Here is a 26,074-nt window from a genome sequence, read left to right on the forward strand (position 1 = left end):
CCTTTTTTTTGCCCGCTTGATCTGCGTCAGCGCATGCGTTTGTTGCAGGAAACTTCACATAGGGCAATCAGCGCCCTTACAAACTCTGACGAGCCCTTGGTGTAGAATCCTCGCTTGCTCTGCGTTGCCGGCATTCTGCCGGGCGTGCGCAGCCACCGGGATTTCAGCTCATCATCGCGCATCTTGCAGCATCACGGCGTCTTCCAGCCTGGTTTGCTGTCAGCCGTTCCGCCATTGGCCGAGCGCTGTCGTTGATCTTCCCGGCCCTGACCCCATATGGACGGATATCCGTCTCAGCCTTTTCCTTCATTTGATTCGAAAAGGCCGGCAACATCAAAGGACCCTGCAATGAAGTGGGCAATTGTCTTCATCTATCTGTTTTCCATCCTGTTCATCCATTTCCGTGGACGCGTACGCCTGCCCTTCCTGCGGCAGTTCTTCGATCACTCCTCGATCATGTCGCCGATCAACCTGTTCATGTACGCCTTTTCGCGCGTACCGGCGGTGCCCTACCCGGCCGTGAAGCAGTTCGATGACCTCGCCCTCATCGACCAGAACTGGGAAGTGATCCGCGACGAAGCCGTGGCCCTGCGCGAGATGGCCAAGATCAAGGCGGCGGAAAAGAATGACGATGCCGGCTTCAACTCCTTCTTCAAGGCAGGCTGGAAGCGTTTCTATTTGAAGTGGTACAACGCCAGCCATCCCTCGGCCGAGAAGTTCTGCCCCAAAACCGTGGAAATCCTCAAGCGCATCCCGTCGGTGAAGGCCGCCATGTTTGCCGAACTGGCTCCGGGCGGCACGCTCAATCCGCACCGCGATCCCTTCGCCGGTTCGCTGCGCTACCATCTGGGCCTGGTCACGCCCAACGACGACCGCTGCTTCATCGAAGTCGACGGCCAGCGTTACAGCTGGCGCGATGGTCAGAGCGTGGTGTTCGATGAGACCTTCATCCATTGGGCACAGAACGGCTCCGAGACGAACCGTATCATCCTCTTCTGCGATGTCGAGCGTCCGCTGCGCTATCGTTGGGCAGAAGCCATCAATGGCTTCCTCGGCCGCACCATGATGACCGCGGCTGCCTCGCCCAATGAGACCGGCGACCAGACCGGGCGCGTCAACAAGCTGTTCCGCTTCGTCTGGCTGGCCGGGCAGTATCGCCGCCGCTTCAAGAACTGGAACAAGACCGTCTACAAGATCACCAAGTTCGGTCTGCTCATCGCCGTGGCGCTGCTGATCATTTATGCCTGAAGAGCAAACCGGGCTTCTGCAATCGGAAATCCGGAACACTATTACGAATGATATAAACAAATATCGCCGGCTGTTGCCCGGCGATTTTTTGTAAGTAAACCCCAAAAACCGCTCATCGATTTTCGGCAGCTGAGAAGCTGGCGACGTGCCTGCCTGAAAATGACGCATCGCCGCAATTCCGCCATGCGCCTGGGCTTCAGCCTGATACTGCGGGATTGGCTGGGAAGAACGCACGCAATACTCACCAAGCCCCACGTAAGTGGAAGTCACGCGAGATCTAAAGTTTCCACACAGCAATCAAAGCGCAAATTTTCTGCAGTGACATGCAGAAACTGCTTCTTTCCCATGCTTGCCGCCTGTAAAATCCTTGTGCTTCCGTGCTAGCTTGATGGCGTGAATCTTGCACCGGGATCGTCTTCATTCCGCTGCGACATGCCTTGCTCCTGACTACGCTCCTGCCGATGGCCGGACTGGCTTCATGGCATGTCAGCCAGCCCGCTGTCGAAGACGCCGGGCAAGCACAGCCGAGTACCGACCATACATAGAACAATGGGCTCATGCAGGACATCGACGACGAGATGAAAAAACCGCTGCTCAAGCATCTGGTAGAAATCACGGCCCACCGGGAGCACTCCCGCCTGGCCATCTCCGTCATCTCCGCGCTGTATCAGCTCACTGAGGTCGAGACCATCCGCATGCTCGACATCTTCACGCTGCGCGATGAATACTTCGTGCAGGAAAAGATGGTCATCCGCGATGGCACGGTCCACACCATCGCCGAACTGACCAGCGACGATCCCAAGGAACCGCTGTCGGCCTATCCGGCCATGCTGGCCTGTATCCGCAATCATCTCAACGAGTTCGACGAAACCACGCCCGAGGGCGAACACGTACTGTGGCTGCCGGTCTGGCTGCATGGGAAGATGAATTCCTGCCTGGAGATCCGCAGCCAGCAGCCCTTTGCACCGACCATGCTGGATGTGATCCGCGGCATCTTCCATGTCTATTGCAATTACCAGAGCCTGCTGGATTACAGCGAGCGCGACGCGCTCACCGGCCTGTTCAACCGCAAGACCTTCGACGAGCAGTTCACCCGCTACGCCTTCGCCATCGCGCCGCACGAAGCCCATTCCGTGGACCGCGACGAACGCCGGCACGACAGCAATGACGAACCCAAGGGCCACTGGCTGGGGGTGGTCGACATCGATCACTTCAAGCAGGTCAATGACCGCTACGGCCACCTGTATGGCGATGAAGTGCTGATCCTGGTGGCCAACATCCTGCGCGCTTCGTTCCGGGCGCATGACCGCATCTTCCGTTTCGGCGGCGAGGAATTCGTGATCCTGCTGCGCTCGACCACCCTCACCGATGCGCGCAAGATCTTCGACCGCTTCCGCCAGAACGTGCAGGAATATGATTTCCCGCAGGTCGGCAAGGTCACGGTGAGCCTGGGCTTCGTCAACATCGCGCGCGAGACGCCGGTGGTGATCCTGGGCCATGCCGACCAGGCGCTGTATCACGCCAAGAAGAGCGGCCGCAACCGCATCTGCTACTACCAGGAACTGGTGAATTCGGGCGTGCTGCGTTCGGGCATCACGACCAACGATACGGTGGAATTCTTCTGACGGACCGCCGGGCGTTCCTGTACCAGGGGCCGCGCGAGCGGTCTTTTTTTTCGTTCGCATTTTCCATGTGCTGTCCTGCAAGCCGCATGGGTATTGGGCGGGCTCATGCATGCCGTGCATTCGTTCATGTTTTAAAAGCATGAGACAGCGGCGCGGCGCTTTCGTATGATCGCCAACGTTCGACGCCCCGTGCGCGAATTCATCCGCGCGATCCGCCGTATCGAGACTTAGAAAAATTGGGCGATCGCCCGCGGCCTCATCGTGTCAACCAGGAGACTTATAACAATGCAGCAGGCACACTTCAAGAAAATCGGTTCCGTCATGATCCTCTCGCTGGCCTGCGCCTTTGCGGCGCACGCTCAGGACAAGAAGCCCAACGTGGTCGTCATCGGCACCGGCGGCACCATCGCCGGCGCGGGCGCATCCAGCGTCAATACGGCCGCCTACCAATCGGCCGTGGTCCCGGTCGACAAGATCATCGCCGCCGTCCCCGAAATTTCCAAGATCGCCAACGTGCGCGGCGAACAGATCTTCCAGATCGGCAGCGAGAGTTTCAATGACGAGCGTCTGATCAAGCTGGGCAAGCGCGTCTCGGAACTGCTGAAGCAGAGCGACGTGGACGGCATCGTCATCACCCACGGCACCGATACCATTGAAGAGACGGCCTATTTCCTGAACCTGGTATTGAAGAGCGAGAAGCCGGTGGTGGTGGTCGGCTCCATGCGCCCCGGTACCGCGCTGGGCGCGGATGGTGCGCTGAACCTGTATGACGCGGTGCTGGTGGCCGGCAGCAAGGAAGCGGCTGGCAAGGGCACGCTGGTGGTGATGAACGACGAGATCCATTCCGGCCGCGACGTCACCAAGAGCAATACCTTCAAGGTCGAGACCTTCCGCTCGCCCTATGGTCCGCTGGGCTATGTGGTGGAGAACAAGCTGAGCTTCTATCGCCTGCCTGCGCGTCCGCACACCACGCAGACCGAGTTCGATATCGACAAGATCAGCAGCCTGCCGCGCGTGGACATCGTCTACAACTACGGCAACGTCAGCCGCACGGCGTATGACGCCTTCGTGGCGGCAGGTGCCAAGGCCATCATCCATGATGGCACCGGCAACGGCAGCGTGGCCGAGCAGATCGTGCCGGTGCTGCAGGAAGTGCGCAGCAAGGGTGTGCAGGTGATCCGCGCCTCGCGCACCGGCAGCGGCGTGGTGATCCGCAACGGCGAGCAGCCTGATGACAAGTACGACTGGGTGGTCACCGATGACCAGAATGCCCAGAAGGCACGCATCCTGGCCGAGCTGGCCCTGACCCGTACCAATGATCCCAAGGAATTGCAGAAGATCATGTGGAAGTATTGACCGGAGAAATTTCCGGCGGCTGATTTACGATAATTTATAAACAATATAAATTTTTTATCAGCCAATAGCTGAACGGCAGTACGCAAGGTGTTTTTGTGTTGTAACCCTGAGGTTTCCTCAGTTCCCTCTTGGCCCCGCTTTGGCGGGGCCTTTTTTTGTCCGAGAAAAATACATCGCTCGAATCACGACAACACCGGCTCCCCAATCTCCGGAATCAAGCGAATCGGAATCGACTTCGCCGCCGGCACCTTGCTGCCGCGTGCATGGTGGAACAGCGGGATGAGCCGGTTGAGTTCAGGGAAATAACCCATCACGCAGCCCACCGGAATATCGAAAGGCTCCACGCGCAGATGCTCGACGCGGCGCTGCACGCCGTCATCCGACACCGTCTCGGCCGTGACGAAATCCCCTGCGCCCAATCCCTGCTGCTGCAAATCGCGCAGATTCATCAGCAGCACGCGACGCGTGCCCCATACGCCACGGAAGCGGTCATCCAGCGAATAGACGGTTGTATTGAATTGACTGTCACCGCGCGTGGTCATGAGCCGCAACACGCCGGGGGCATCGCCAGGCATGTCGGGATCAGGATCAAAGCCGTCTGGAGTCTTGAAGTTGGCCTTGTCGTTGGGAGTCTTCCATTGCCGTTCGCGCGCCGCCAGCGGGCGCGCGAAACCGCCTGGCGTCCACATGCGTGCATTGAAGTCGCGGAAAATGTCAGGATAGGTGGCCTCGATGGCATCGCGAATCAGGGCGTAGTCGCCGACCCACGCATCCCAGTCCACCTGTGGATTGACCGGCAGCAGTCGCTTGGCCAGTTCGGCCAGGATGGCCGGTTCCGACAGCAGATGCGGCGAGGCAGGTTTGACCCGCCCGCGCGAGCCATGCATGCAGCCGGTGCTGTCTTCCACGGACACGGCCTGCTCGCCGCCGCGTTGCTGGTCGATCTCGATGCGGCCCAGGCAGGGCAACACGTAGGACGTCTTGCCATGGATGACGCAGGAACGGTTGAAGTGCGTCACCACCTGCACCGTCAGCGGCAGCTTGCGCCAGGCGGGTTCCATCACCCCATGATCGGGAATGGCCCGCACGAAATTCCCGCCCAGCATGAAGAAGGCGGACAGTTCGCCATCACGAATCTTTTCGCAGGCTTCCACCGTGTTGAGGCCCTTTTCCATCGGTGGCTCGAAATGATAGAGCGCGCGCAGCTTGTCATTGGGCACCATCTCCGGTTTTTCGGTGATGCCCACGGTGCGCTGACCCTGCACGTTGGAATGGCCGCGGATGGGGCAGATGCCCGCGCCCGGCTTGCCGATATTGCCGCGCATGAGCAGCAGATTGGTCAGCATGTGGATGGCACGCACCGCTTCACGATGCTGGGTAATGCCCATGCCATACATGAGCATGGCACTGTCCGCAGCGGCATAGGTATCGGCCGCCAGCTCCAGCTCTGCGCGCGAGACGCCGGCGTGGCGTTCAATCTCGGCCCACTCGGCGGCACGCGCAGCGGCGGCGAACTCCTCGAAGCCGCTGGTGTGCTCATCGATGAAGGCCTGGTCCAGCAGGCGCGGCAAGCCTTGCGTGCGGGCGCGTTCGTCACGTTCCAGGATGCGCTTGGCCATGCCGATGGCGACTGCCGTGTCGCCGCCAATCCTGATCTGCAGATATTGCGAACTGATATCGGTGTGCGCCGGGGTGATCATCTCCTTGGGCGATTGCGGGTTGACGAAGCGTTCCAGTCCGCGCTCGCGCAAGGGATTGAAGGTGATCACCGGTACGCCGCGCTTGCGCGCCTCTTCCAGCTGATGCAGCATGCGCGGCGCATTGGTGCCGGTGTTGTGGCCGAAGAAGAGGATGCACCCGGTGTGCTCGAAATCGTCCAGCCTGACCGTCCCCACAGGCACGCCGATGGTCTGCGGCAGTGCCACGGAAGTGGACTCGTGGCACATATTGGAACTGTCGGGCAGGTTGTTGGTGCCGTACATGCGTGCGATCAGCTGATACATGTACGAGGTCTCCAGCGAGGCCCGGCCCGACGCGTAGAACACCACCTTCTTCGGATCCATGGCACGCAGTTGCGCCGCGATGTCATCGAAGGCTTCGTTCCACGAGACCGGCAGGTAGCGGTCGCTGGCGGCATCGTATTTCATGGGCTCGGTGATGCGGCCGGTGGATTCCAGTTCGAGATCGTTCCAGCTCTCCATCTCGGTGACAGTATGCTGGGCGAAGAATTCGGGGGTGGCGCGCTTGCCGGTAATCTCCCAAGCGGTGGCCTTGGCACCGTTCTCGCAGAATTCAAACAGATGCGGATCAGCCGGCTTGGCCCAGGAACAGCTGACGCAGGCAAAGCCGTCCGGCTTGTTCTGCTTCATGAGGATGCGCGTGCCGGTGGCGATGACGTGCTCCTGCTGCAGGATGGCACCCAGCGCCTTGACCGAGCCCCAGCCGCCGGCAGCATTGTTGTATTCGTCGAACGTCGCTTCTTCGGGGATATCCTTGGTTTTCATGTCGCTTCTCCGAGCGTGATGCATTCGTGGGGGGCGCACTGCATGGTCACGTGGTCGCCCTTTGGCGCGGCGCATGGAAGACTTCTGCGTCCGGATCGCCATGATGAAAGTGAGCGCGCAATTTGGCTGTAGGCGCGTGACGGTTTTACAGCGCATCGGATTCCTACAGAGGGCGTCAGCGCTTGCGCGCACGGGCTCGGCGGGATGCGAGCGCTTACCGGATTCCTACGTCAAACACGGTAGCGCACCGACAGCTTGCAGATGCGAAGGCACTCATACTCGTCACCATTGCACAGCCCGTGCGCCTCTGTGCCCCTCATCATGATGAGCAGCTCCACCCGCCGCTACGCCCCACCCTGTCCCTCGCTGCCTGCAGCGCTGGAGGAATTCATTGCGCCTGCCTTGCACCAAACCCCGCACGCCCAGCTACCCACCGTCGCCGTGCGGCTGCTGCGCCAGCTGGTGGTAGCGGGATTGGACCGTCTGCCCCTGCCGGGCCACGGCGAGACGCTTGCGCGCTGGCAGGCACTGGCGGCCGTGGCCGCGCAGGATCTGTCGCTGGCCAAGCTGTTCGAAGCGCATACCGATGCCCTTGCCATCCTGGCTGAAGCCCACGACCCGGTACCACCGCATTCGATCTGGGGCGTGTGGTGCGCGCAAGGCCGGCCCGGCAGCCTGCACCTGCGTGAGCAAGGTGATCAGGTCATTCTGGACGGCGAAAAATCCTGGTGCTCGGGCGCAGCCGCCGTCACGCATGCGCTGCTCGGCCATCGCGACGAGAAAGACCGCTATTGGCTGCTGGCCATTGAACTGAGCCAGCCGGGCGTCAGCATCATCGAGGACGACTGGGCTGCCATCGGCATGGCTGCCACCCGCACTGCGCGCCTGCAATTGCGTACGGTCACCGCGCAGGTGATCGGCGGTCCGGGCTTCTATCTGGACCGTCCCGGTTTTTGGCAGGGTGGCATCGGCATTGCCGCCTGCTGGCACGGCGCTGCTACCGCGCTGGTATCGGTGCTGCGCCAAGGCCTGGCGCAGCGCGCAGACAGCCATGCGCTGGCCCGGCTGGGCAGCGCACTGTGCGCCGGGCATGCAGCAGCGGCCTGCCTGCGCGAGAGCGCTGCACGCATCGATGCCCATCCGCGTGCCAATGCCATGCAGGACGCCCTGCGCACGCGTCTGACCGTGGAGCGTGCCTGCCTGCAGATCATCGAGGACCTGGGGGCTGCCCTCGGTCCCCATCCCTATTGCGGCAGCCGGCACAGTGCGCGCCTGCTGGCCGACCTGCCCGTGTGGCTGCGCCAGAGCCACGCCGAACGCGACATGACCGCGCTGGCCAAGGCCAGTCTTGAAGAGGAGTCCTCCCCATGCTTACTGTAAAGCCGCCCCCATCGGCCAGGACGGCCGCTCCTGCGCGCCATATCGACATCGTCCACGGCACCGCCGAGGATGTGTGGCAATCCTGCCAGCGCCTGCATGCCCTGCCGGAACTGGAACTGAGCCAGCTGGTGCCCGCGCGATCACGTGCGGTGATCCTGGCACCGCATCCCGACGACGAAACGCTCGGATGCGGCGGGCTGATCGCCCAACTGGCCGGGATGATGCGGGAAATCGCCGTGGTCGCCGTGAGCGATGGCGAACGCAGTCACCCGCCCTCGTCGCCGCTGGCAGCACGCCTGCCGCTGCTGCGTCCCGCCGAGAGCATGGCCGCGCTGGAATGCCTGGGTGCGGGTCAGGCGCAGATCCTGCGCGCGCGCATTCCCGACGGCCAGATCCGCCAGCACAGGCTGGAACTGAAGGCCTGGCTGATCGCGCAATTGCGCCATACCGACATCGTCTTCGCGCCGTGGCGGCTGGACGGCCATCCCGACCACGAGACCGTGGGCGAAGTGGCCGCCGAGCTGGAACACGAACTGGGCTGCAAGCTGGTGGAAGTGCCGATCTGGGGCTGGCACTGGGCGCAGCCGCTGGGCGGAGAATTCCCTTGGGGCCGCGCCCGCAAGCTGGCCTTCGATACCGGCACCGGCATGATGAAGCGACGCGCCCTGCGCTGCTATCACAGCCAGATCGGCAGTGACGGCGAACGCGATCCGGTGCTGCCGGCCGGTGTGCTGGCGCATTTCGTGCGGCCTTACGAGGTGTTCTTCCTATGAGGGCAGCACAGCTTCCGGCCACGCGCCATTTCGATCAGCTCTATGCTGCCAGCGACGATCCGTGGAAGACGCGGGACAGCTGGTACGAACAACGCAAGCGTGCCCTGGTCGAGGCCATCCTGCCGCGCCAGCAATGCAGTGCCATCTTCGAGCCCGGCTGTGGCAGCGGCGAACTGACGCTGCAACTGGCCGCACGTTGCCAGTGGCTGATGGCCTCCGATTTCAGCGCGGAAGCGGTACGCATAACGCGCGAGAAGACGGCGCACCTGTCGCATGTACAGGTGCGGCGGCAGTCGCTGCCCGAACAATGGCCCGCGGCCGAACATGACATGCCGGCGGTAGACCTGATCGTGTTTTCCGAACTTTGTTACTACTTCGATGCGCCCAACATGGCCGAGATGGCGGCACTGGCCGCAGCCAGCTTGTCGCCGGGCGGACACCTGCTGGCCTGCCACTGGAAGAAGGATTTCGATGACCGCCTGCTGGCCACGCGGCCCATGCACCAGCTCATCGATGCGCACGCGCGACTGAAGCGCCAGGCCTGCTACGAGGATGAAGACATCCTCATCGACCTCTGGCGCAGGATCTGACCCGCACTGCACCCACCACTTTCCGGAGAACCGAGCATGATCGGCATCGTCATCCCCGCGCACGACGAAGAAGCCAGCCTGCACGCCTGCCTGCAGGCGGTGCGCAAGGCGGCTGCACATCCTCAGCTGCAGGGTGAGGCGGTGAGTATCGTGGTGGTACTCGACAGTTGCAACGACGGCTCCGAGCAAATCGCACGCCGCCATCCGGTGACGGTGCTGCCGCTGCAGGTGCGCAATGTCGGCCTGGCGCGGCATCACGGTGCACGCGCACTGATCGCTGCGGGCGCACGCTGGCTAGCCTTTACCGATGCCGATACGCGGGTTGCCCCCGATTGGCTGGCGGCACAACTGGCGCTGAAGGCGGATGCGGTCTGCGGCACGGTCACGCCCGACCACTGGCGCGATCACCCGCCGGAGGTGCAGCAACGCTTCGCGCGCGACTATCACGATGAGGATGGCCATCGCCATATCCACGGCGCCAATCTGGGTGTCTGCGCCCAGGCCTATCTGCGTGCGGGCGGCTTTCCGCCGCTGGCCTGTCATGAGGATGTGGGACTGGTGCAGGCCTTGCAGGCCACCGATGCGCAGATCGCCTGGAGTGCGCGGGTGCGGGTGGTCACCAGCACCCGCAAGCAGAGCAAGGCGCGCGGCGGCTTCGGCGATACGCTGCGGCTGTGGGCCGCCGAAGAGTGCGCGGCCATCCTGCCGGCTTAGCGGGGATTGTCTCCCGCACGCACCACCTGTTGCGCCTGCTCGATGCTCACGTGATGGTCTTCCACCGTATTGACCAGCCGCTGGCGTTTCGCGCGTGAGCCGAAGTTGTTGGCGTAGATCCATGTGAACTCGGCACCGAGCAGGAAGATCTGCGCGGAGTAATAGATCCACAGCAGCAGCAACGCAAACGAGCCGGCCGCCCCGAAGCCGGAGGTCATGCCGGTGCTGCCCAGATACAGACCGATCAGATACTTGCCGATGATGAAGAGCACGGTGGTGGCCACGGCACCGATCCACACGTCATACCAGGACAGTGTCACGCGCGGCATGAACTTGTAGATCATCGAGAAGAGCGTGGAGAACACCACGAAGGACAGCACGAAGTTGAGCATCTGCAGCAGCAGTTGCCATCCTTCAAACCAGCCGCCCCACCAGCGTCCCAGCGCCGCCAGCGCCGCACTGACCACCAGCGAGATGATCAGCAGGAAGCCCAGACCGATGATCAGGCCGAAGGACAGCAGCCGCGTGCGCGCCAGTTGCCACAGGCCACTCTTGCGCTTGGCGACGGGGATGCGCCAGATGCGGTCGAGCGCACTCTGCAATTCCGAAAACACCGCTGTGGCGCCAATGACCAGCGTGACTACCGAAATGCCGGCGGCGATCATGCCCTCGCGCGGCTGGCTCACCGACTTCAGCAAACCCTGGATGGCAAACGCGCCTTCGGTACCGACGATGTCGCGGATCTGGTTGACGATCTCGCCCTGCGCGGCATCGTGACCGAACAGCATGCCGGCCACCGCGATGGCGATCACCAGCATGGGAGCAATCGAGAAGATGGTGTAGTAGGCGATGGCGGCTCCCATGCTGGGGGCGAAGTCATCGATCCACGCATTGACCGCGGCCACCGTCATCTGCCAGGCCTGCTGGGCGCGCGTGCCACCCTTGATCATCTTGACCTCGGCCGCCGGGTCCAAATAGTCCGAGGGGGCCGGTTCCAGCTTGGCCTTGACGATGTCGATCCGCGCCGGGGCATCCGGCGGCAGCGGTGTATCGGTCTTGGCCTTGGCGGCAGCCGCCTTGGCACGAGCCGATCCCTTGCGCCAGGCGGCAATCAGCGGCATGGCCAGCGTCACCAGCCGCAAGGCCCGTTCCAGTCCTTGCGGCAGTGCATCGTGATGAGCCGTCGTGGCATGGCCGGTGTGTGCCTTGCTGCTCTCCTCCTCTGCGCGGGAGGCCACCATCCGGGGCGCTGTCGGCGACGCAGTCACGCGCTTCTGGCGGCGCTTTCTTCCCAGCCACAGACCTGCGCCGGCGCTCAACAGGGCAGCGGCGACCAGGCCGCCCGGGGAAGGACTGCCCGGCTCCTCCCCGGATTGAGGACGGGCAGCGGCTGGCGGGGTGCGGACGGGACGAAACGGGTCGGAAGAGCTGCTCATGAAGTCCTCGGCTGGGCATATTGTTGTGGCAGTGTGACCGGTGCGTATGAACGATTGTTCCTGCTTCCGAGCTGCCCGTCCAGCCTTGTAGGAAGCCGCTGTCGGCGCTCTGGTGGCCGACGTGAAAATGAAGCGCGTGGTATAAAGGTGGTCTTCGCAACAAGCTTCACTGGCTTCGCATTGCGTGTGAACCAGAGCGGCGCAAGCCGGTCTGTCTGCATTCTTCCCAGGCCATCGCGCCTGCCCTGCGTGTAGCCCATTGGGCCGAACCGGGCAGCGCCGGCCCTTCCCCAACCTGACGAACGAGGATTGCCCATGTATAAGGACGTACAGCTTTTCATCAACGGCGAATGGACCGCCAGCGCCTCCGGCCGCACCATCGATGTCGTCAATCCGGCTACCGAGGAAGTGATCGGCAAGATCGCCCACGCCGACCGCAGCGACCTGGATCGCGCCCTGGAAGCCGCCAAAAAGGGCTTCGAGACCTGGCGCAACATGTCCGCCTTCGAGCGTTCCAAGATCATGCGCCGTGCCGCTGACCTGCTGCGCGAGCGCGCCGACGATATCGCGCGCCTGATGACCCTGGAACAAGGCAAGCCGCTGGGTGAATCCAAGATGGAAACCCTGGGCGCGGCCGACACCATCGACTGGTTCGCCGAGGAAGCCCGCCGCACCTACGGCCGCCTGGTGCCGGCCCGCGTGCCGGGTGCCTACCAGATGGTGATCAAGGAGCCGGTCGGTCCGGTAGCCGCCTTCACCCCGTGGAACTTCCCGATCAACCAGGTGGTACGCAAGCTCTCGGCGGCCCTGGCTGCGGGTTGCTCCATCATCGTCAAGGCCCCGGAAGAAACCCCGGCCTCCCCGGCCGAACTGATCCGTGCCTACGCGGACGCAGGCGTGCCGGCCGGTGTCATCAACCTGGTCTACGGCGTGCCGGCCGAGATCTCGGAATACCTGATCCCGCATCCGGTGATCAAGAAGATTTCCTTCACCGGCTCCACCCCGGTGGGCAAGCAGCTGGCAGCTCTGGCCGGCCAGCACATGAAGCGCGCCACCATGGAACTGGGCGGCCACGCACCGGCCATGGTGTTCGATGACGTGGACGTGGAACTGGCCGCCAAGACCCTGGCCACCTCCAAGTTCCGCAATGCCGGCCAGGTGTGCGTCTCGCCGACCCGCTTCCTGGTGCAGAAGGGTGTCTTCAACGCCTTCGTCGACAAGTTCGTCACCTATGCCGAACAGCTGAAGGTAGGCAATGGCCTGGAAGCCGGCGTGGGCATGGGCCCGGTCGCCAACAAGCGCCGCATCCCGGCGCTGGAAGCGCTGATCGATGATGCCGTCTCGCAAGGCGCGCAACTGCGCACCGGTGGCAAGCGCATCGGCGACAAGGGTTATTTCTTCCAGCCGACCGTGCTGACCAATGTCCCGCTGGAGGCCCGCGTGATGAACGAGGAGCCCTTCGGTCCGCTGGCCATCATCAATTCCTTCGAGACCCTGGATGAAGTGATCACCGAAGCCAACCGCCTGCCCTTCGGCCTGGCCGCCTATGCCTTCGCCAAGTCGGCCAAGACCAAGCACGCCCTGGCCGCGCGCGTGGAAAGCGGCATGCTGACCATCAACCACCTGGGCCTGGCGCTGCCGGAACTGCCCTTCGGCGGCATCAAGGACAGCGGCTACGGTTCCGAAGGCGGTACCGAGGCCATCGAGGCTTACATCAACACCAAGCTGGTGACGCAGCTGGATGTCTGATCCCGGGCAGGTCGCATGACCTGCCGCAATGATCGCCCTGCGTGATGAAAAAAATCGGCGGACCTGCAAGGGTCCGCCGATTTTCTTTTGGGGCTGTACTTCTTATTCTTCGCCGCCGCCCCCCGAGGGCGGCACCAGGATATCTCGGCTGCCATTGCGCGACATGGCCGAGAGCACGCCCGCCGTTTCCATCTGCTCCACCAGCCGCGCGGCGCGGTTGTAACCGATGCGCAATTGCCGCTGCACCGAGGAGATGGAGGCGCGGCGCGTCTTGAGCACGAAGGCCACCGCTTCGTCGTAGAGCGGGTCGGCTTCGGCATCGCCGCCCTCGCCGCCGGCGAACATGTCGGCCTGGGCCGTGTCTTCCGAAATCGGCGGAGCCAGGATTTCCTCGATGTAGCGCGGTTCACCGAAGGACTTCAGGTATTCCACCACGCGGTGCACTTCTTCATCCGAGACGAAGGCGCCATGCACCCGCTGCGGATAGCCCGAGCCCGGCGGCAGGAACAGCATGTCGCCATGGCCCAGCAGCGATTCGGCGCCCATCTGGTCCAGCACGGTGCGCGAGTCGATCTTGGACGACACCTGGAAGGCCACGCGGGTCGGGATGTTGGCCTTGATGAGGCCGGTGATCACGTCCACCGACGGCCGCTGCGTGGCCAGGATCAGGTGGATGCCGGCCGCGCGCGCCTTCTGCGCCAGGCGCGCAATCAACTCTTCCACCTTCTTGCCGACCACCATCATGAGGTCGGCCAGTTCGTCGATGACGATCACGATGGTGGGCAGCTTTTCCAGCGGCTCGGGCGCGTCGGGCGTGAGGCTGAAGGGATTGGGAATCTTCTCGCCACGGGCGGCGGCATCATCGAGCTTCTGGTTGTAGCCGGCCAGATTGCGTACGCCCAGCTTGGACATCTTCTTGTAGCGGCGCTCCATCTCTTCCACCGCCCAGTTCAGCGCATGGGCCGCTTCGCGCATGTCGGTCACCACCGGCGCCAGCAGGTGCGGGATACCTTCGTAGATCGACAGCTCCAGCATCTTGGGGTCGATCATGATGAGGCGCACTTCCTCGGGCGTAGCCTTGTAGAGCAGCGAGAGGATCATCGCATTGATGGCCACCGACTTGCCCGACCCGGTGGTACCGGCCACCAGCATGTGCGGCGCGCGCGCCAGGTCGGTCACCACGGGCGTGCCGGTGATGTCCTTGCCCATGGCAATGGTCAGGTGCGAAGCGGATTTGCGATAAGCCTGCGAATGCACGATCTCGGAGAGCTTGATCATCTGCCGGCGCGCATTGGGCAGCTCCAGGCCCATGCAGGTCTTGCCGGGAATGGTCTCGACCACGCGAATCGAGGTCAGACCCAGGGCACGTGAAAGATCCTTCACCAGGTTCACCACCTGAGCGCCACGTACGCCTTGTGCCGGCTCCACTTCGAAACGGGTAATCACCGGACCGGCCTCGGCCCCCAACACCGTGACCGGCACCTTGAATTCGCGCAGGCGCTGTTCGATCAGGCGACCGGTTTCCTGGAGTTGCTCGGGGTCGACCTCGATGCGCGATTCGGGGACTTCATCGAGCAGGTCCAATGACGGCAAGGGGATGTCCACGCGCGGCTCATCGACGTAGCCCTCGGGCGCCATGGCCACCGGCTGCACGTAGGCTGGCGCCGCTTCGGGCATGCGCACGCTGAAGGTCGCAGCGGGCTGGGCCGGCGGCGCTTCGGGCGCGGGGTCGGGCAGCATGTCGAACCAGGGGGCATTGAAGGTGCCGAGGTCGATCGGTTCCGGTTGCGGCTCGGGCAGCGGCGGTGCAGGCTCGGGGGCCGCCATCGGTGCCATGAAGGGTGGCACGGCGGGGGTAACCGCCGCGGGCGGCACGGGCACGGGCAGCGGTCCCAAGGATTCCGGCAAGGGCTGTCCCTGCGGACTCAGCGGCACGATGGGCTGCACCTGTGGTGGCAACGGCGCAGCGGGCGGCGTTTCCTGCTCGCCGCTGGCCTGCTGCAGGGAACGCATCAGGCGCGTGGGCACGACATCGGCACGCTCGACCGGTTTACCGGGCACACTGCCCGGCTCAGGAGCACGGCCCACGCTGCTGATGCGGATGCTGCGGGTAGGCTGGGCCGGTGCCGGATTGCCGCGTGCAATCGACGGCGGAATCGGACGGATCGGCGGCGACGGCGTGGCCGCGCGAGACAGGCTGGCATCGGCCGCCGCGCTGGCCGCCGAGATGGCACGGCTGGCAGCGGCACGGGCCAGCATGGCTTCGGTCGGACGCAGGCTTTCGAAGGCGGCCCATTCGGATTCCGGACGCGGTTTGGCCGCCGGGTCCGTCTGGCGCGGATTGATGGAAGGCCACTTGCCGCCCTGCGCGCTGCCGGCAGGCGTTGCCTGGCTGTTGCGGCTGCCGCCGGTGAGGGCCGACAGTGGCACTTTCCAGTCGTCACGCGGTGCGTTCCCGGCCGGACGCTCCGGTGCCGGGGCCGGCGTCAGGCGGGCCGGACGGGGGCGCGGGGCGAAGGGCGAGGCCGGCGGCATGCGCTTGGCCGATGCGGAACCGGGAGCAGGCGTGCGCGGCATCGGGGCACGGCGTTCGGTACTGGCGGGGAAACTGCTGCGGGCGGGTCCGGCGCTGCCGTGCAGGCTGCTCATGCGCAATCGTTCACTTTCGGCGCTGCCACGGCGCGGCGGCCCCAGGTCCAGCTCGGGGTGCTCATCGCGGCCAGCCGGTGCGCCTCGGCCAAACATGGCACCCAGCAGCCATTTCAGGCCCAGCGCCAGCAAACCCAGCATCAGGACTGCGGCAATGCCACGGCTGATCTTGCCGCCCAGCGCATCCATCAGGGCCGCGCCGAACAGCGCTCCGCCCGGGCCATCATCGCCCGCAACCAGTTGTGAACGCACCAGCGACTCGACCGCGCTGCTGGCGGCCAGCAGCAGCAGGCTGCCGCACCACAGGCGAATGGCACCGCGCCCGCCGAAGACGGACTTGCGGCCGAGCGCGCGCGCTACCGTGCGCAGCAGCAGCGGCAGCAGCCAGAGGACCGACCAGCCAAACCATTTGACGAAAATCATGCTACTCCCAAACTTCACCGGCCTGGCAGTGCGCCAGCCGGCCTCGTGAATCCATGCAGTGCAAGCTGATGCTGCATCGCAGGCTGCGAGTGTAAACCAAACCGGTGCCCTGCCGCCGCCCATCGGCTGGCCTTTTGGTGCAGAGCACGCCCGGCCTCAACGGCCGTGACAATGGCAATCCACCACGTGATCGTTGATCACGCCCACGCCTTGCAGATAGGCGTAGATGATGGTGGAACCGACAAACTTGAAGCCGCGCTTGGCCAGCTCCTTGGAAATGGCGTCCGACAGCGGCGTCTTGGCCGGGCAATCGGCCAGCGAAGCCCAGCGGTTGACGATGGGCTGGCCATCGACCTTGCCCCACAGATAGGCATCGAGCCCGCCGACTTCCTCGCGCAGTTGCAGGTAGGCACGCGCATTGCCGATGGTGGCGGCCACTTTCAGACGGTTGCGCACGATGCCCGGATTCTTCAGCAATTGCGCCACCTTGCGCTCGTCATAACGGGCGATCTTCTCGGCATCCCAGTCGTCGAAGGCCTCGCGGTAGCTGTCGCGCTTGTTGAGCACGGTTTCCCAGGACAGTCCGGCCTGGGCACCTTCGAGGTTGAGCATCTCGAACAGACGTGTTTCATCGTGGCAGGGCACGCCCCATTCATGGTCGTGATACTGCACATAGCGGGGATTGGCCAGGTTGACCCAGCCGCAGCGGACAAGTGTTTGCGTCATGATGATGTTGTTTTCGTTCATTTCGCCGGATTCACACCGGCCACAGGGGCGGTTCATCCATCAGCGCGATCTGTTCGCGCAATTCCAGGATGCGGTCCTGCCAGTAACGTTGGGTATTGAACCAGGGGAAGGCCACCGGGAAAGCCGGATCATCCCAGCGCCGCGCCAGCCAGGCGGAATAATGGATCAGGCGCAGCGTGCGCAGGGCTTCGATGAGATACAGCTCGCGTGGCTCGAATTCGCAGAAACTTTCATATCCTGCCAACAGGTCGGCCAGCTGGCCGACCATCTCGCGCCGTTCGCCCGAGAGCAGCATCCACAGGTCCTGCACGGCCGGACCGCTGCGGCTGTCGTCGAAATCGACGAAGTGCGGGCCGGCATCGGTCCACAGGACGTTGCCAACATGGCAATCACCATGCAGGCGCAGGGTGCGGATCTCCCCTGCCCGCTCGTAGCAGCGCCGCACGCCATCGAGCGCCTGCTCGACCGTGGTGCGCCAGGCCGTGGCCACATCCATGGGAATGAAATCATGCGCCAGCAGCCAGTCACGCGGTTCTTCACCGAAGCTGGCGATGTCCAGCGCCGGGCGGGACTGGAAGCGGCTGCGCAGGCCGACCGCATGGATGCGGCCGATGAAGCGGCCCAGACGCTCCAGGGTATCGGCATCGTCCAGCTCGGGTGCACGGCCACCGTGGCGGCGGAATACGGCAAAACGGAACCCGGCGTGGCGATGCAGGGTGGCACCATTGTCGAGACGCATGGCCGGCACCACCGGCACTTCTTCGTCGGCCAATTCCTGCGAAAAAGCGTGTTCTTCGAGGATCTGCTCATCACTCCAGCGCAAGGGACGATAAAACTTGGCCACCAGCGGCGGGCCGTCTTCCATGCCGACCTGGTAGACGCGGTTTTCATAGCTGTTCAGGGCCAGCAGGCGGCCGTCTCCATACAGACCGAGCCCGTCGAGGGCATCGAGTACCGTATCGGGCGAGAGCGTGGCGAAGGAAGTGGCGTCGGGGAGGTCAGCAGATTGGGCGGGGGAATTCATCCGTCTATTGTACTGTCCACCAGCCTGCCCGCCCCAACCGATTGCAGCATTCCGGGCAGCAACCGACCGGCAACACTCGCGCCACCGGGCCAATGCCTTTACACTCCTGCCTTTAGCATCAGTCATTGGAACCATCATGCATCTCGACCAGCCCCTTTCCGACGCCGAATTCGACGAACTCGACGATTTTCTCCTCTCCGATCGCTGCGCCGACGATGTGATGACCATGGACACCCTGCACGGCTACCTGACGGCCCTGGCCATCGGTCCGCAGGAAGTGCTGATGGCCGAATGGCTGCCGCGCGTCTGGGGCAGCCGTCCGGAAGACACGCCCAAGTTCAAGAACGGCAAGGAAGCCGAGCGCATCACCAGCCTGATCGCGCGCACCATGAACGAAATCGCCATCACCTTCGAAGTCGCCCCCAAGGAATATGAACCTCTGTTCTGCGAGCGCGAGCACGAAGGCAAACCGCTGCTGGATGCGGAAGCCTGGGCCTGGGGTTTCTGGGAAGGCATCCAGTTGCGCGCGGCGCAGTGGGACGAAATTTTCCACTCCAACCTGGCCCCGCTGATGCGTCCCATCTACCTGCTGGGCTCGGAAGAGCTGGAAGAGGAAGAAACCAGGCTCATCGACGACCCGCTCAAGACCCACAAGCTGGCCATCGAGATCGAATCGGCCATTCCGCACATCCACCGCTACTGGGCGCCCAAGCGCAAGTCGGCGGTCGAGCAGGTGCAGCGCGATGCGCCCAAGACCGGCCGCAACGATGCCTGTCCCTGCGGCAGTGGCAAGAAATACAAGAAGTGCTGCGGCGCAGATTCGGAAGAATGATTCACCCGGCACCATGAAAAAGGCGCGCCGGATGCCGGGCGCGCCTTTTTGCTTCATACAGGATGGCGTTGCTGCCAACCACCCTGCCTGGGCCGGATGCTACGGCCTCACTCCTTGATGAAGTGTTCGCGGTAGTACTTCAGTTCTTCGATCGACTCCAGGATGTCGGCCAGGGCCGTGTGCATCTGGCGCTTCTTGAAACCGGTGGCGATTTCAGGCTTCCAGCGCTTGCAGAGTTCCTTCAGGGTCGACACATCGAGGTTGCGATAGTGGAAGAATTCTTCCAGCTTGGGCATGCCGCGCACCATGAAGCGGCGGTCCTGGCAGATCGAATTGCCGCACATGGGCGACTTGCCGGCCGGGACGTATTGCTTCAGGAAGGCGATGATCTGCTGTTCGGCGTCGGCTTCGGTGACGGTGGACGCCTTGACGCGGTCGATCAGGCCGGAACGGCCGTGGGTGCCCTTGTTCCAGGCGTCCATGCCGTCCAGCAGCTCGTCGGACTGGTGGATGGCCAGCACCGGGCCTTCGCCCAGCACGTTCAGTTCTGCATCGGTAACCACCACGGCCACTTCGATGATGCGATCCTTGTCCGGATCCAGGCCGGTCATTTCCATATCGACCCAGACCAGGTTCATTTCATTGGGCCGGACAGGCGCGGCGGGGGCTTGTGACATAATTCTTCCTTATTGACGGGATGGGGCCTGGCCCCATCTACTGCAGGGTTCATTGCTGGGTTCGCTCGCCCGGATCGCACCGGACGGCATGGCCGACAGGCCTGCCACCGCTGCCGGCTGGGGCAGGACGCGGGCCTGGGCCTCGAACTTCCGCCATTTTCGCACAGGGAAAGCATGTCTTCACTTTCGTTTTCAGTTTTGTTCGTCGTATTCCTGGCCATCAGCCTGGGCGTGCGTTTCTGGCTGGCTTCGCGCCATATTCGCCATGTGATCGCCCACCGCGCGGCGGTACCGCCCGAGTTCGCGGAGAAGATCCCGCTGTCGGCCCACCAGAAGGCGGCCGACTACACGGTGGCGCGTACCAAGTTCGGCCTGGTGACGCTGATCGTCAATGCTGCAGTGCTGATCGGCTTCACCCTGCTGGGCGGGCTGCAATGGCTCTCCAGCCTGCTGCTGGGCTGGACGGGCGAACCGGGCATGGTGTACCAGATCGCGCTGGTGGCGGGATTTGGCCTCATTTCCGGTGCGGTGGACCTGCCCTTCGATTACTACCGCCAGTTCAGGCTGGAAGCCGGTTTCGGCTTCAACAAGATGACGCGTGGCCTGTTCTTCAGCGACATGATCAAGCAAACCCTGCTGGGTGCCGTGATCGGCCTGCCGCTTCTGTGGGTGGTGCTGGTGCTGATGGAAAAGGCCGGCGCGCTCTGGTGGTTCTATACCTGGATCGTGCTGTGCGCCTTCCAGCTGCTCATGCTGGTGATCTATCCCAGCTTCATCGCGCCGCTCTTCAACAAATTCACCGCGCTGGAAGATGACAGCCTGCGCAGCCGCATCGAAGGCTTGATGCAGCGCGTCGGATTCGCCTCCAAGGGCCTGTTCGTGATGGACGGTTCCAAGCGCAGCGCGCATGGCAATGCCTACTTCTCGGGCTTCGGCTCGGGCAAGCGCATCGTCTTCTTCGACACCCTGCTGGCGCGCCTGGCCCCGCATGAGATCGAAGCCGTGCTGGCCCACGAACTGGGCCACTTCAAGCTCAAGCACATCGTCAAGCGTGTGGTCGTCATGTTCGGCCTGTCGCTGGCCTTCCTGGCGCTGCTGGGCTATCTGAAGGGCCAGGCCTGGTTCTACACCGGCCTGGGCGTGGAGCCTCTGCTGCTGGGCAGCAACGATGCCATGGCCCTGATCCTGTTCATGCTGGTGCTGCCGATCTTCACTTTCCTGTTCTCGCCGCTGTCTTCGCTCTCCTCGCGCAAGCACGAGTTCGAGGCCGATGCCTTCGCCGCACAGCACACCGATGCACAGGATCTGGTATCGGCACTGGTCAAGCTGTACGAGGACAATGCCTCCACCCTCACCCCCGATCCGCTGCACTCGGCTTTCTACGATTCGCACCCGCCGGCGTCGCTGCGCATCCAGCACCTGCACGCTGCCATCGCCGCCCATCGCGCAACGTCGGGAACAGCCGCCGCCGCGGGCAGCCACTGAATTTTTTGATCATCTAAAAGGCGTGCTGGATGAATGAAACAGCCCGCCGCAGGAGAACCCCATGAGCATCACCGCAAGCACCCTCGCCGCCGCCCGCAGCGTCCAGCCCATCGCTGCGCTGGACGACACCGCCATCGCCGCCCACCTGGCCGCCCTGCCCGACTGGAAGATCGACGGCGGCAAGCTGGCGCGAACTTTCGCCTTCGGCAACTATTACGAGACCCTGGCCTTCGTCAACGCGATCGCGTGGATCATCCACGCCGAAGACCATCACCCGGAACTGACCGTCACCTACAACCGCTGCAACGTGAAGTTCGATACCCACAGCGTCAATGAAGGCCGTGGCGGTTTGTCAGCCAATGACTTCATCTGCGCGGCCAAGGTCGACGCCATTTTCGCCCAGCGCGCCCCGGCCTGATGGGAGTCCGCAAGCAAGGCGCACGCAGCGCCAGGGCAGGATCAGCGACGAACAAGGCTGAGCTGGAACAGGGGCTGGTCATTGCCGCCCACGGCCGTCACTATCTGGTGCAGGCCGCTGAACAGAAACTGAATTGCGTCACCCGTGGCAAGAAGAGCGATGTGGCGGTCGGCGACCACATCCGCCTGGCCCGCACCTCGGCCGACCAGGGCGTGGTGGAAAGCATCGACGAACGCCGCACCCTGCTCTATCGCTCGGACCAGTACAAGTCCAAGCTGCTGGCGGCCAATGTGGATCAACTCTTCATCGTGGTGGCGACCGAACCGAGCTTTTCGGATGACCTGGTCTCGCGCTCGCTGGTGGCGGCCGAGTCGGCCGGTGTCTCCGCGCACCTGATCCTGAACAAGACCGACATCACCGAAGCCCTGCCCAAGACGCGTGAACGCCTGCAGGTGTATGCGCGCCTGGGTTATCCGGTGCACGAGGTCTCGGCCAAGGCCCAGCCGGAAGAGACGCGCGCGGCCTTCATGCCGCTGTTGGCCGGCAAGAGCACTATCCTGATCGGCCAGTCGGGCATGGGCAAGTCCTCCATCATCAATCTGATCGTCCCGGACGCCGATATCGCCACCCGCGAAATCTCGGCCGCCCTCGATACCGGCAAGCACACTACGACCTTCACCCGGCTGTACCAGATGGAGCAGGAGGCCAGCATCATCGATTCGCCGGGCTTCCAGGAGTTCGGCCTGTATCAGCTCTCCGAAGGCATGCTGGAACGCGCCTTCCGCGACTTCACCCCCTATCTGGGCAAGTGCCGCTTCTACAACTGCCACCATCTCAACGAGCCGGGCTGTGCGGTGCTGGAGGCAGTGCAGGCCGGCGAGATTGCGGGGATGCGCCACCAGCTGTATGCGCAGCTGGTGCATGAATCTTCACAGACCTTGTACTGACTTGTCCCTCTTCAGAACTTGTAGGCAGCCGTAAGCACCACCGCGCGCGGTGCCCCCGGCACGATCTGGGTGGCCCCGGTGGCGCTGACGTAATAGCGCCGGTTGGCCAGGTTGGTGGCCGCCAGCGTGTATTCGGTGCGCTCCATCCGGTAGCCCAGCAGCGCATCCCAGCGCACGTAGCCGGGCAGCTCCAGCAGGTTCTCGCGATCGGCAAAGCGCGCGCCCTCCAGCACCACGCCTGCCTCGCCAAACCATCCCAAGGGCGGCGCGTAGGACACGAACAGGCTGCCATTGCGGGCCGAGACCCCGGAGGCGCGCTTGCCCGCATACTGCGCCTCAGCCCGCACCACCCTTGAATTCTGCTGGGTCCAGCCGCCGCGCACGAACCAGTGGCGCGCCACTTCCCCCGCCACGCTCAATTCGATGCCGCGATTGCGCTCCAGTCCGCTCTGGGTGAACACGCCCGGCTGCACCGGGTCGGCCACGGTGCGGTTGTAGAGTTCCAGTTCGAACCAGGCCAGCGTCGTGCTGATCCTGCGCCCGAACCAGTCGCTCTTGACCCCGGCTTCCAGCTGGCGGCTGAATTGGGGTCCCAGGTCATTGCCATTGCCCTTCGCCCCCGGTGACAAGCCGATCACGTCGCCGCCCACCGGCGCATAGCTCTTGCTCCACGATCCATAGAAGTGATGCGCCGGCAGGGCTTCCCATACCGCGCCCACGCGCGGGCTCACGGCGTTGCTGGAACGCTCGATGCGAATGTCGCGCAGGCGGCTGCGGGAATCGACCTCGAAGTGATCCCAGCGCACCCCGGCCAGGACTTTCCATTGCGCCCCGATGGCGATCTGGTCTTGCGCATACAAGCCCACGGAATCGACCCGGTGGTAGTTCATCTGCCAGGGCTGCGGCTGGGGCGTGGCGTTGCGCACCTCGGGATCGGTCAGCGAGACGGGCAGCGCAGTGGCCATCCACAAGCGCGGCTCGCGCTTCTGCCAGCCGTATTCGGCACCGGCCAGCAGCTCGTGCCGGAGGATGCCGCTGCCGAGCGTGCCGAGCAATTCCAGGTTGGCCTGCACATTGCGCTGCTGCAGGTTCTGTTGAAAGCGACTGCGCTGCACGTTGCCCAGGTTGCGGCCGGCGCTGACGTAGCCTTGGGTAACGAAGGTATTGTCGAAGTCGCTGTTGAGATCAAACACGCTCACCATCTGCCGCACGCTCCAGTCCGGCGCAATGGACCTTGTGAGGGTGGAACGCAGGCTGAGACTGGTATCGCGGATGAAGTCGCGCCCGGCCGCACCGAAGAAGGCGCGGTCCGACGCCACCGGCAAGGCAAGGGCTGCAACCGTATCCTTGCCCGTCAACGCCGTGACCCGGCCCGGTACGCCGCGATCCGGAACCCGTTCGAATTCATCGTAGTCCGCCTGCAGCAGCCAGCTGTCGCGGCCGGACTCCCACTTCAGCGCCGGAGCGAAGTACTGGCGCGTTCCGCGCACACCGTGACGGAAGTGGGCTTCGTGTTCACGCCCGGCGTTGATGCGTAGCCCCCATTGCTCGCCCAGCGGACGATTCCAGTCCACCGCCCCGCCCTGCTGGCCACGGCTGCCCCAGATGGCGGTGGCCTGACCGAAGGCTTCACGTTCCGGCTGCTTGCTGATGCGATTGATCACGCCGCCGCCGCTGCCGCGTCCGTAGAGCACGGCGGCCGGGCCCTTGAGGATCTCGATGCGATCAATGTTGCCCAGGCTGCGCACGTATTGCGCGTCATCGCGCATGCCGTCGAGCAGGGTATCGCCGGCATTGGAAAAGCCGCGCAGCCGGAAGGCATCGAAGCGCGTATCGGAGACATTGGAAACACCCGGCACCCCGGCCAATGCCGCCGCCAGCCCGCGCCCGCCATAAGCCCTGACCTGCGCGGCATCGACCGCCTGCACCGTCAGCGGCACCTCGCGCACATCAGTGGCGGTGCGGGTGGCGCTGCCCAAGGGGCCGGGACGGGGATCATGCAGATTGCGCTGGCTGCGGACCTCGACGGCAGGCAAGCGCGCAGCATCGCTCTCCTCGCGCTCGGCCGTGGCCTCGGCGGCAGCAGCGGAAACAGGAAACGCGAACAAGGCCGCCACCAACGCCGCCGGCAAGGCGCGCAGCTTGGGCGGCGCGGAACGTGATGAAGAAAAAGACCGGCGCAAACCCTGTAACGGGTGCGGGCAAGAAGAATCGTGGGACATGGCAGCTGTTCCTTTCAGGCAAGGGAAAGCTGCGGATTCTAGCCATCTGAATAGCAATAATTCTCATTTGCGACGTGAGATCAGGCTCTTTGTCGCACTTAGTGCGCATTCCTCGAAAAAGCTGGATATGGATTTCGAAAAATTTCTTCACGTGCATCGAAGGAATTCGAAGCGCATCCCCGATGCCGTGCGCGGGACTTCATCTTTGACCCGAATTCGCGAAACCCCGGGGGGTTTCTTTGCAGCAAGTACTGCGGGTATCTTTTTAAGCCGAATCCCTTATAATCTAAGGAGTTAACGACTATCGGCGGCAGGCGCCACACTGGCCGCCGTTTTTATTTATGGCAATCAAACACTACCTTCAGTTTTCCGACTTTACGCTTGATGAATACGAGTACGTGATCGAACGTTCCCGTGTGATCAAACGTAAGTTCAAGAATTACGAGCCCCATCACACGCTGGCCGATCGTACCCTGGTGATGGTGTTCGAAAAGAACTCGACCCGCACCCGCCTCTCCTTCGAAGCCGGCATGCACCAGATGGGCGGTGCGGCGATCTACCTCAACACCCGCGACAGCCAGCTTGGCCGTGGCGAACCGGTGGAAGATGCGGCGCAGGTGATGTCACGCATGTGCGACGTCATCATGATCCGCACCTACGGCCAGGAAATCATTGAGCGCTTTGCCAAGCATTCGCGCGTGCCGGTCATCAACGGCCTGACCAACGAGCAGCATCCCTGCCAGGTGCTGGCCGATGTCTTCACCTACATCGAGCATCGCGGCAGCATCCAGGGCAAGATCGTGGCCTGGGTCGGCGACGCCAACAACATGCTCTATTCGTGGCTGCAGGCGGCCGAGGTGTTTGGCTTCCACGTCAACGTCTCCACCCCCAAGGGCTACGACATCGATCCGGCCCAGGTCTCGCCGGGCAACCAGAATTACACCTTCTTCGCCGATCCGGCCGATGCCTGCCAGGATGCCGACCTGGTCACCACCGACGTGTGGACCAGCATGGGCTTCGAAGCCGAGAACAATGCCCGCCTGAAGGCCTTCGATGGCTGGATCGTGGACCAGGCCAAGATGTCGCGCGCCAAGAAGGATGCGCTCTTCATGCACTGCCTGCCCGCGCACCGTGGCGAGGAAGTGGCCGCCGAAGTGATCGACGGCCCGCAATCGGTGGTCTGGGACGAGGCGGAAAACCGCCTGCACGTGCAGAAGGCCCTGCTCGAATACCTGGTGCACGGCCGCTTCGATTAAGCCGCCTGCTACCCATTCC

Annotated in this window: 20 protein-coding genes; 13 read left to right on the plus strand and 7 right to left on the minus strand. The window is 63.5% G+C overall.

Features of this window, described 5'->3' with window-relative positions:
- The first annotated feature begins 348 nt into the window (after positions 1–348).
- The 3 genes from lpxO to ACWHXP_RS12920 all read left to right on the plus strand — a co-directional run bounded on the left by lpxO (position 349) and on the right by ACWHXP_RS12920 (position 4,229).
- On the plus strand, positions 349–1,248 hold the full coding sequence (lpxO, locus tag ACWHXP_RS12910) for a lipid A hydroxylase LpxO (protein WP_489635817.1): 900 nt from the start codon (positions 349–351) through the stop codon (positions 1,246–1,248).
- A gap of 557 nt (positions 1,249–1,805) precedes the next feature.
- A complete protein-coding gene (locus ACWHXP_RS12915) occupies positions 1,806–2,873 on the plus strand; it encodes a GGDEF domain-containing protein (RefSeq protein WP_252696890.1) in 1,068 nt (355 codons plus the stop codon).
- A gap of 285 nt (positions 2,874–3,158) precedes the next feature.
- Complete coding sequence (locus ACWHXP_RS12920; protein WP_034337408.1) at positions 3,159–4,229, plus strand: asparaginase; 1,071 nt, start codon at positions 3,159–3,161, stop codon at positions 4,227–4,229.
- Between the two features lie 182 nt (positions 4,230–4,411).
- On the opposite strand, the gene ACWHXP_RS12925 is transcribed toward ACWHXP_RS12920, so the two are convergent.
- Positions 4,412–6,733 carry an FdhF/YdeP family oxidoreductase gene (locus ACWHXP_RS12925; RefSeq protein WP_489635816.1) on the minus strand — a complete coding sequence of 774 codons (2,322 nt, stop codon included), beginning with the start codon at positions 6,731–6,733 and terminating at the stop codon, positions 4,412–4,414.
- A gap of 321 nt (positions 6,734–7,054) precedes the next feature.
- On the opposite strand from ACWHXP_RS12925, the gene ACWHXP_RS12930 reads away from it, so the two are divergent.
- Genes ACWHXP_RS12930 through ACWHXP_RS12945 form a run of 4 tightly spaced genes read left to right on the plus strand, consistent with a single transcriptional unit; the run spans position 7,055 to position 10,190 of the window.
- Positions 7,055–8,113: an acyl-CoA dehydrogenase family protein gene (locus tag ACWHXP_RS12930; RefSeq protein WP_489635815.1), complete on the plus strand. Its 1,059-nt coding sequence runs from the start codon at positions 7,055–7,057 to the stop codon at positions 8,111–8,113.
- Positions 8,101–8,886 carry a PIG-L deacetylase family protein gene (locus ACWHXP_RS12935; protein ID WP_489635814.1) on the plus strand — a complete coding sequence of 262 codons (786 nt, stop codon included), beginning with the start codon at positions 8,101–8,103 and terminating at the stop codon, positions 8,884–8,886. The genes ACWHXP_RS12930 and ACWHXP_RS12935 overlap by 13 nt, the downstream gene beginning before the upstream one ends.
- Complete coding sequence (locus ACWHXP_RS12940) at positions 8,883–9,476, plus strand: SAM-dependent methyltransferase (RefSeq protein WP_121038354.1); 594 nt, start codon at positions 8,883–8,885, stop codon at positions 9,474–9,476. The genes ACWHXP_RS12935 and ACWHXP_RS12940 overlap by 4 nt, the downstream gene beginning before the upstream one ends.
- A gap of 36 nt (positions 9,477–9,512) precedes the next feature.
- Positions 9,513–10,190 carry a glycosyltransferase family 2 protein gene (locus ACWHXP_RS12945; RefSeq protein WP_489635813.1) on the plus strand — a complete coding sequence of 226 codons (678 nt, stop codon included), beginning with the start codon at positions 9,513–9,515 and terminating at the stop codon, positions 10,188–10,190.
- Here ACWHXP_RS12945 and ACWHXP_RS12950 read toward each other — a convergent pair.
- Positions 10,187–11,626, minus strand: coding sequence for a YihY/virulence factor BrkB family protein (locus ACWHXP_RS12950; protein WP_489635812.1), 1,440 nt, complete (start codon positions 11,624–11,626; stop codon positions 10,187–10,189). The two genes, ACWHXP_RS12945 and ACWHXP_RS12950, sit on opposite strands and share 4 nt — an antisense overlap.
- Positions 11,627–11,941: 315 nt before the next feature.
- Here ACWHXP_RS12950 and ACWHXP_RS12955 point away from each other — a divergent pair, with 315 nt between their 5' ends.
- Positions 11,942–13,375 carry an NAD-dependent succinate-semialdehyde dehydrogenase gene (locus ACWHXP_RS12955; RefSeq protein ID WP_489625010.1) on the plus strand — a complete coding sequence of 478 codons (1,434 nt, stop codon included), beginning with the start codon at positions 11,942–11,944 and terminating at the stop codon, positions 13,373–13,375.
- 102 nt (positions 13,376–13,477) lie between these two features.
- On the opposite strand, the gene ACWHXP_RS12960 is transcribed toward ACWHXP_RS12955, so the two are convergent.
- The 3 genes from ACWHXP_RS12960 to ACWHXP_RS12970 all read right to left on the minus strand — a co-directional run bounded on the left by ACWHXP_RS12960 (position 13,478) and on the right by ACWHXP_RS12970 (position 18,218).
- Positions 13,478–16,447, minus strand: a complete 2,970-nt coding sequence (locus ACWHXP_RS12960; protein ID WP_489635811.1) for a DNA translocase FtsK — start codon at positions 16,445–16,447, stop codon at positions 13,478–13,480.
- 156 nt (positions 16,448–16,603) lie between these two features.
- Positions 16,604–17,173: a DNA-3-methyladenine glycosylase I gene (locus ACWHXP_RS12965; RefSeq protein ID WP_034330504.1), complete on the minus strand. Its 570-nt coding sequence runs from the start codon at positions 17,171–17,173 to the stop codon at positions 16,604–16,606.
- A 31-nt stretch (positions 17,174–17,204) separates the two neighbouring features.
- On the minus strand, positions 17,205–18,218 hold the full coding sequence (locus tag ACWHXP_RS12970; protein WP_489635810.1) for a serine/threonine protein kinase: 1,014 nt from the start codon (positions 18,216–18,218) through the stop codon (positions 17,205–17,207).
- 136 nt (positions 18,219–18,354) lie between these two features.
- Here ACWHXP_RS12970 and ACWHXP_RS12975 point away from each other — a divergent pair, with 136 nt between their 5' ends.
- Entirely contained in the window at positions 18,355–19,050 is a 696-nt protein-coding gene (locus tag ACWHXP_RS12975) for a UPF0149 family protein (RefSeq protein ID WP_134221801.1), read from the plus strand.
- A 107-nt stretch (positions 19,051–19,157) separates the two neighbouring features.
- On the opposite strand, the gene orn is transcribed toward ACWHXP_RS12975, so the two are convergent.
- A complete protein-coding gene (gene orn, locus ACWHXP_RS12980) occupies positions 19,158–19,727 on the minus strand; it encodes an oligoribonuclease (protein ID WP_008326970.1) in 570 nt (189 codons plus the stop codon).
- A 174-nt stretch (positions 19,728–19,901) separates the two neighbouring features.
- Here orn and ACWHXP_RS12985 point away from each other — a divergent pair, with 174 nt between their 5' ends.
- The 3 genes from ACWHXP_RS12985 to rsgA all read left to right on the plus strand — a co-directional run bounded on the left by ACWHXP_RS12985 (position 19,902) and on the right by rsgA (position 22,577).
- Positions 19,902–21,212, plus strand: a complete 1,311-nt coding sequence (locus tag ACWHXP_RS12985; protein ID WP_121038336.1) for a M48 family metallopeptidase — start codon at positions 19,902–19,904, stop codon at positions 21,210–21,212.
- A 61-nt stretch (positions 21,213–21,273) separates the two neighbouring features.
- Positions 21,274–21,630: a 4a-hydroxytetrahydrobiopterin dehydratase gene (locus ACWHXP_RS12990; RefSeq protein WP_489625007.1), complete on the plus strand. Its 357-nt coding sequence runs from the start codon at positions 21,274–21,276 to the stop codon at positions 21,628–21,630.
- Positions 21,630–22,577, plus strand: a complete 948-nt coding sequence (gene rsgA / locus ACWHXP_RS12995; protein ID WP_121038330.1) for a ribosome small subunit-dependent GTPase A — start codon at positions 21,630–21,632, stop codon at positions 22,575–22,577. The genes ACWHXP_RS12990 and rsgA overlap by 1 nt, the downstream gene beginning before the upstream one ends.
- An 11-nt stretch (positions 22,578–22,588) precedes the next feature.
- Here the strand turns inward: rsgA and ACWHXP_RS13000 are convergent, their stop codons facing one another.
- Entirely contained in the window at positions 22,589–24,799 is a 2,211-nt protein-coding gene (locus ACWHXP_RS13000; protein WP_489625006.1) for a TonB-dependent receptor, read from the minus strand.
- Between the two features lie 341 nt (positions 24,800–25,140).
- Between ACWHXP_RS13000 and argF the strand changes: the two genes are divergently transcribed.
- Positions 25,141–26,055, plus strand: coding sequence for an ornithine carbamoyltransferase (gene argF, locus ACWHXP_RS13005; protein WP_209583037.1), 915 nt, complete (start codon positions 25,141–25,143; stop codon positions 26,053–26,055).
- Positions 26,056–26,074: the final 19 nt, after the last annotated feature.

The sequence above is a fragment of the Herbaspirillum sp. Her2 genome, assembly GCF_057961375.1.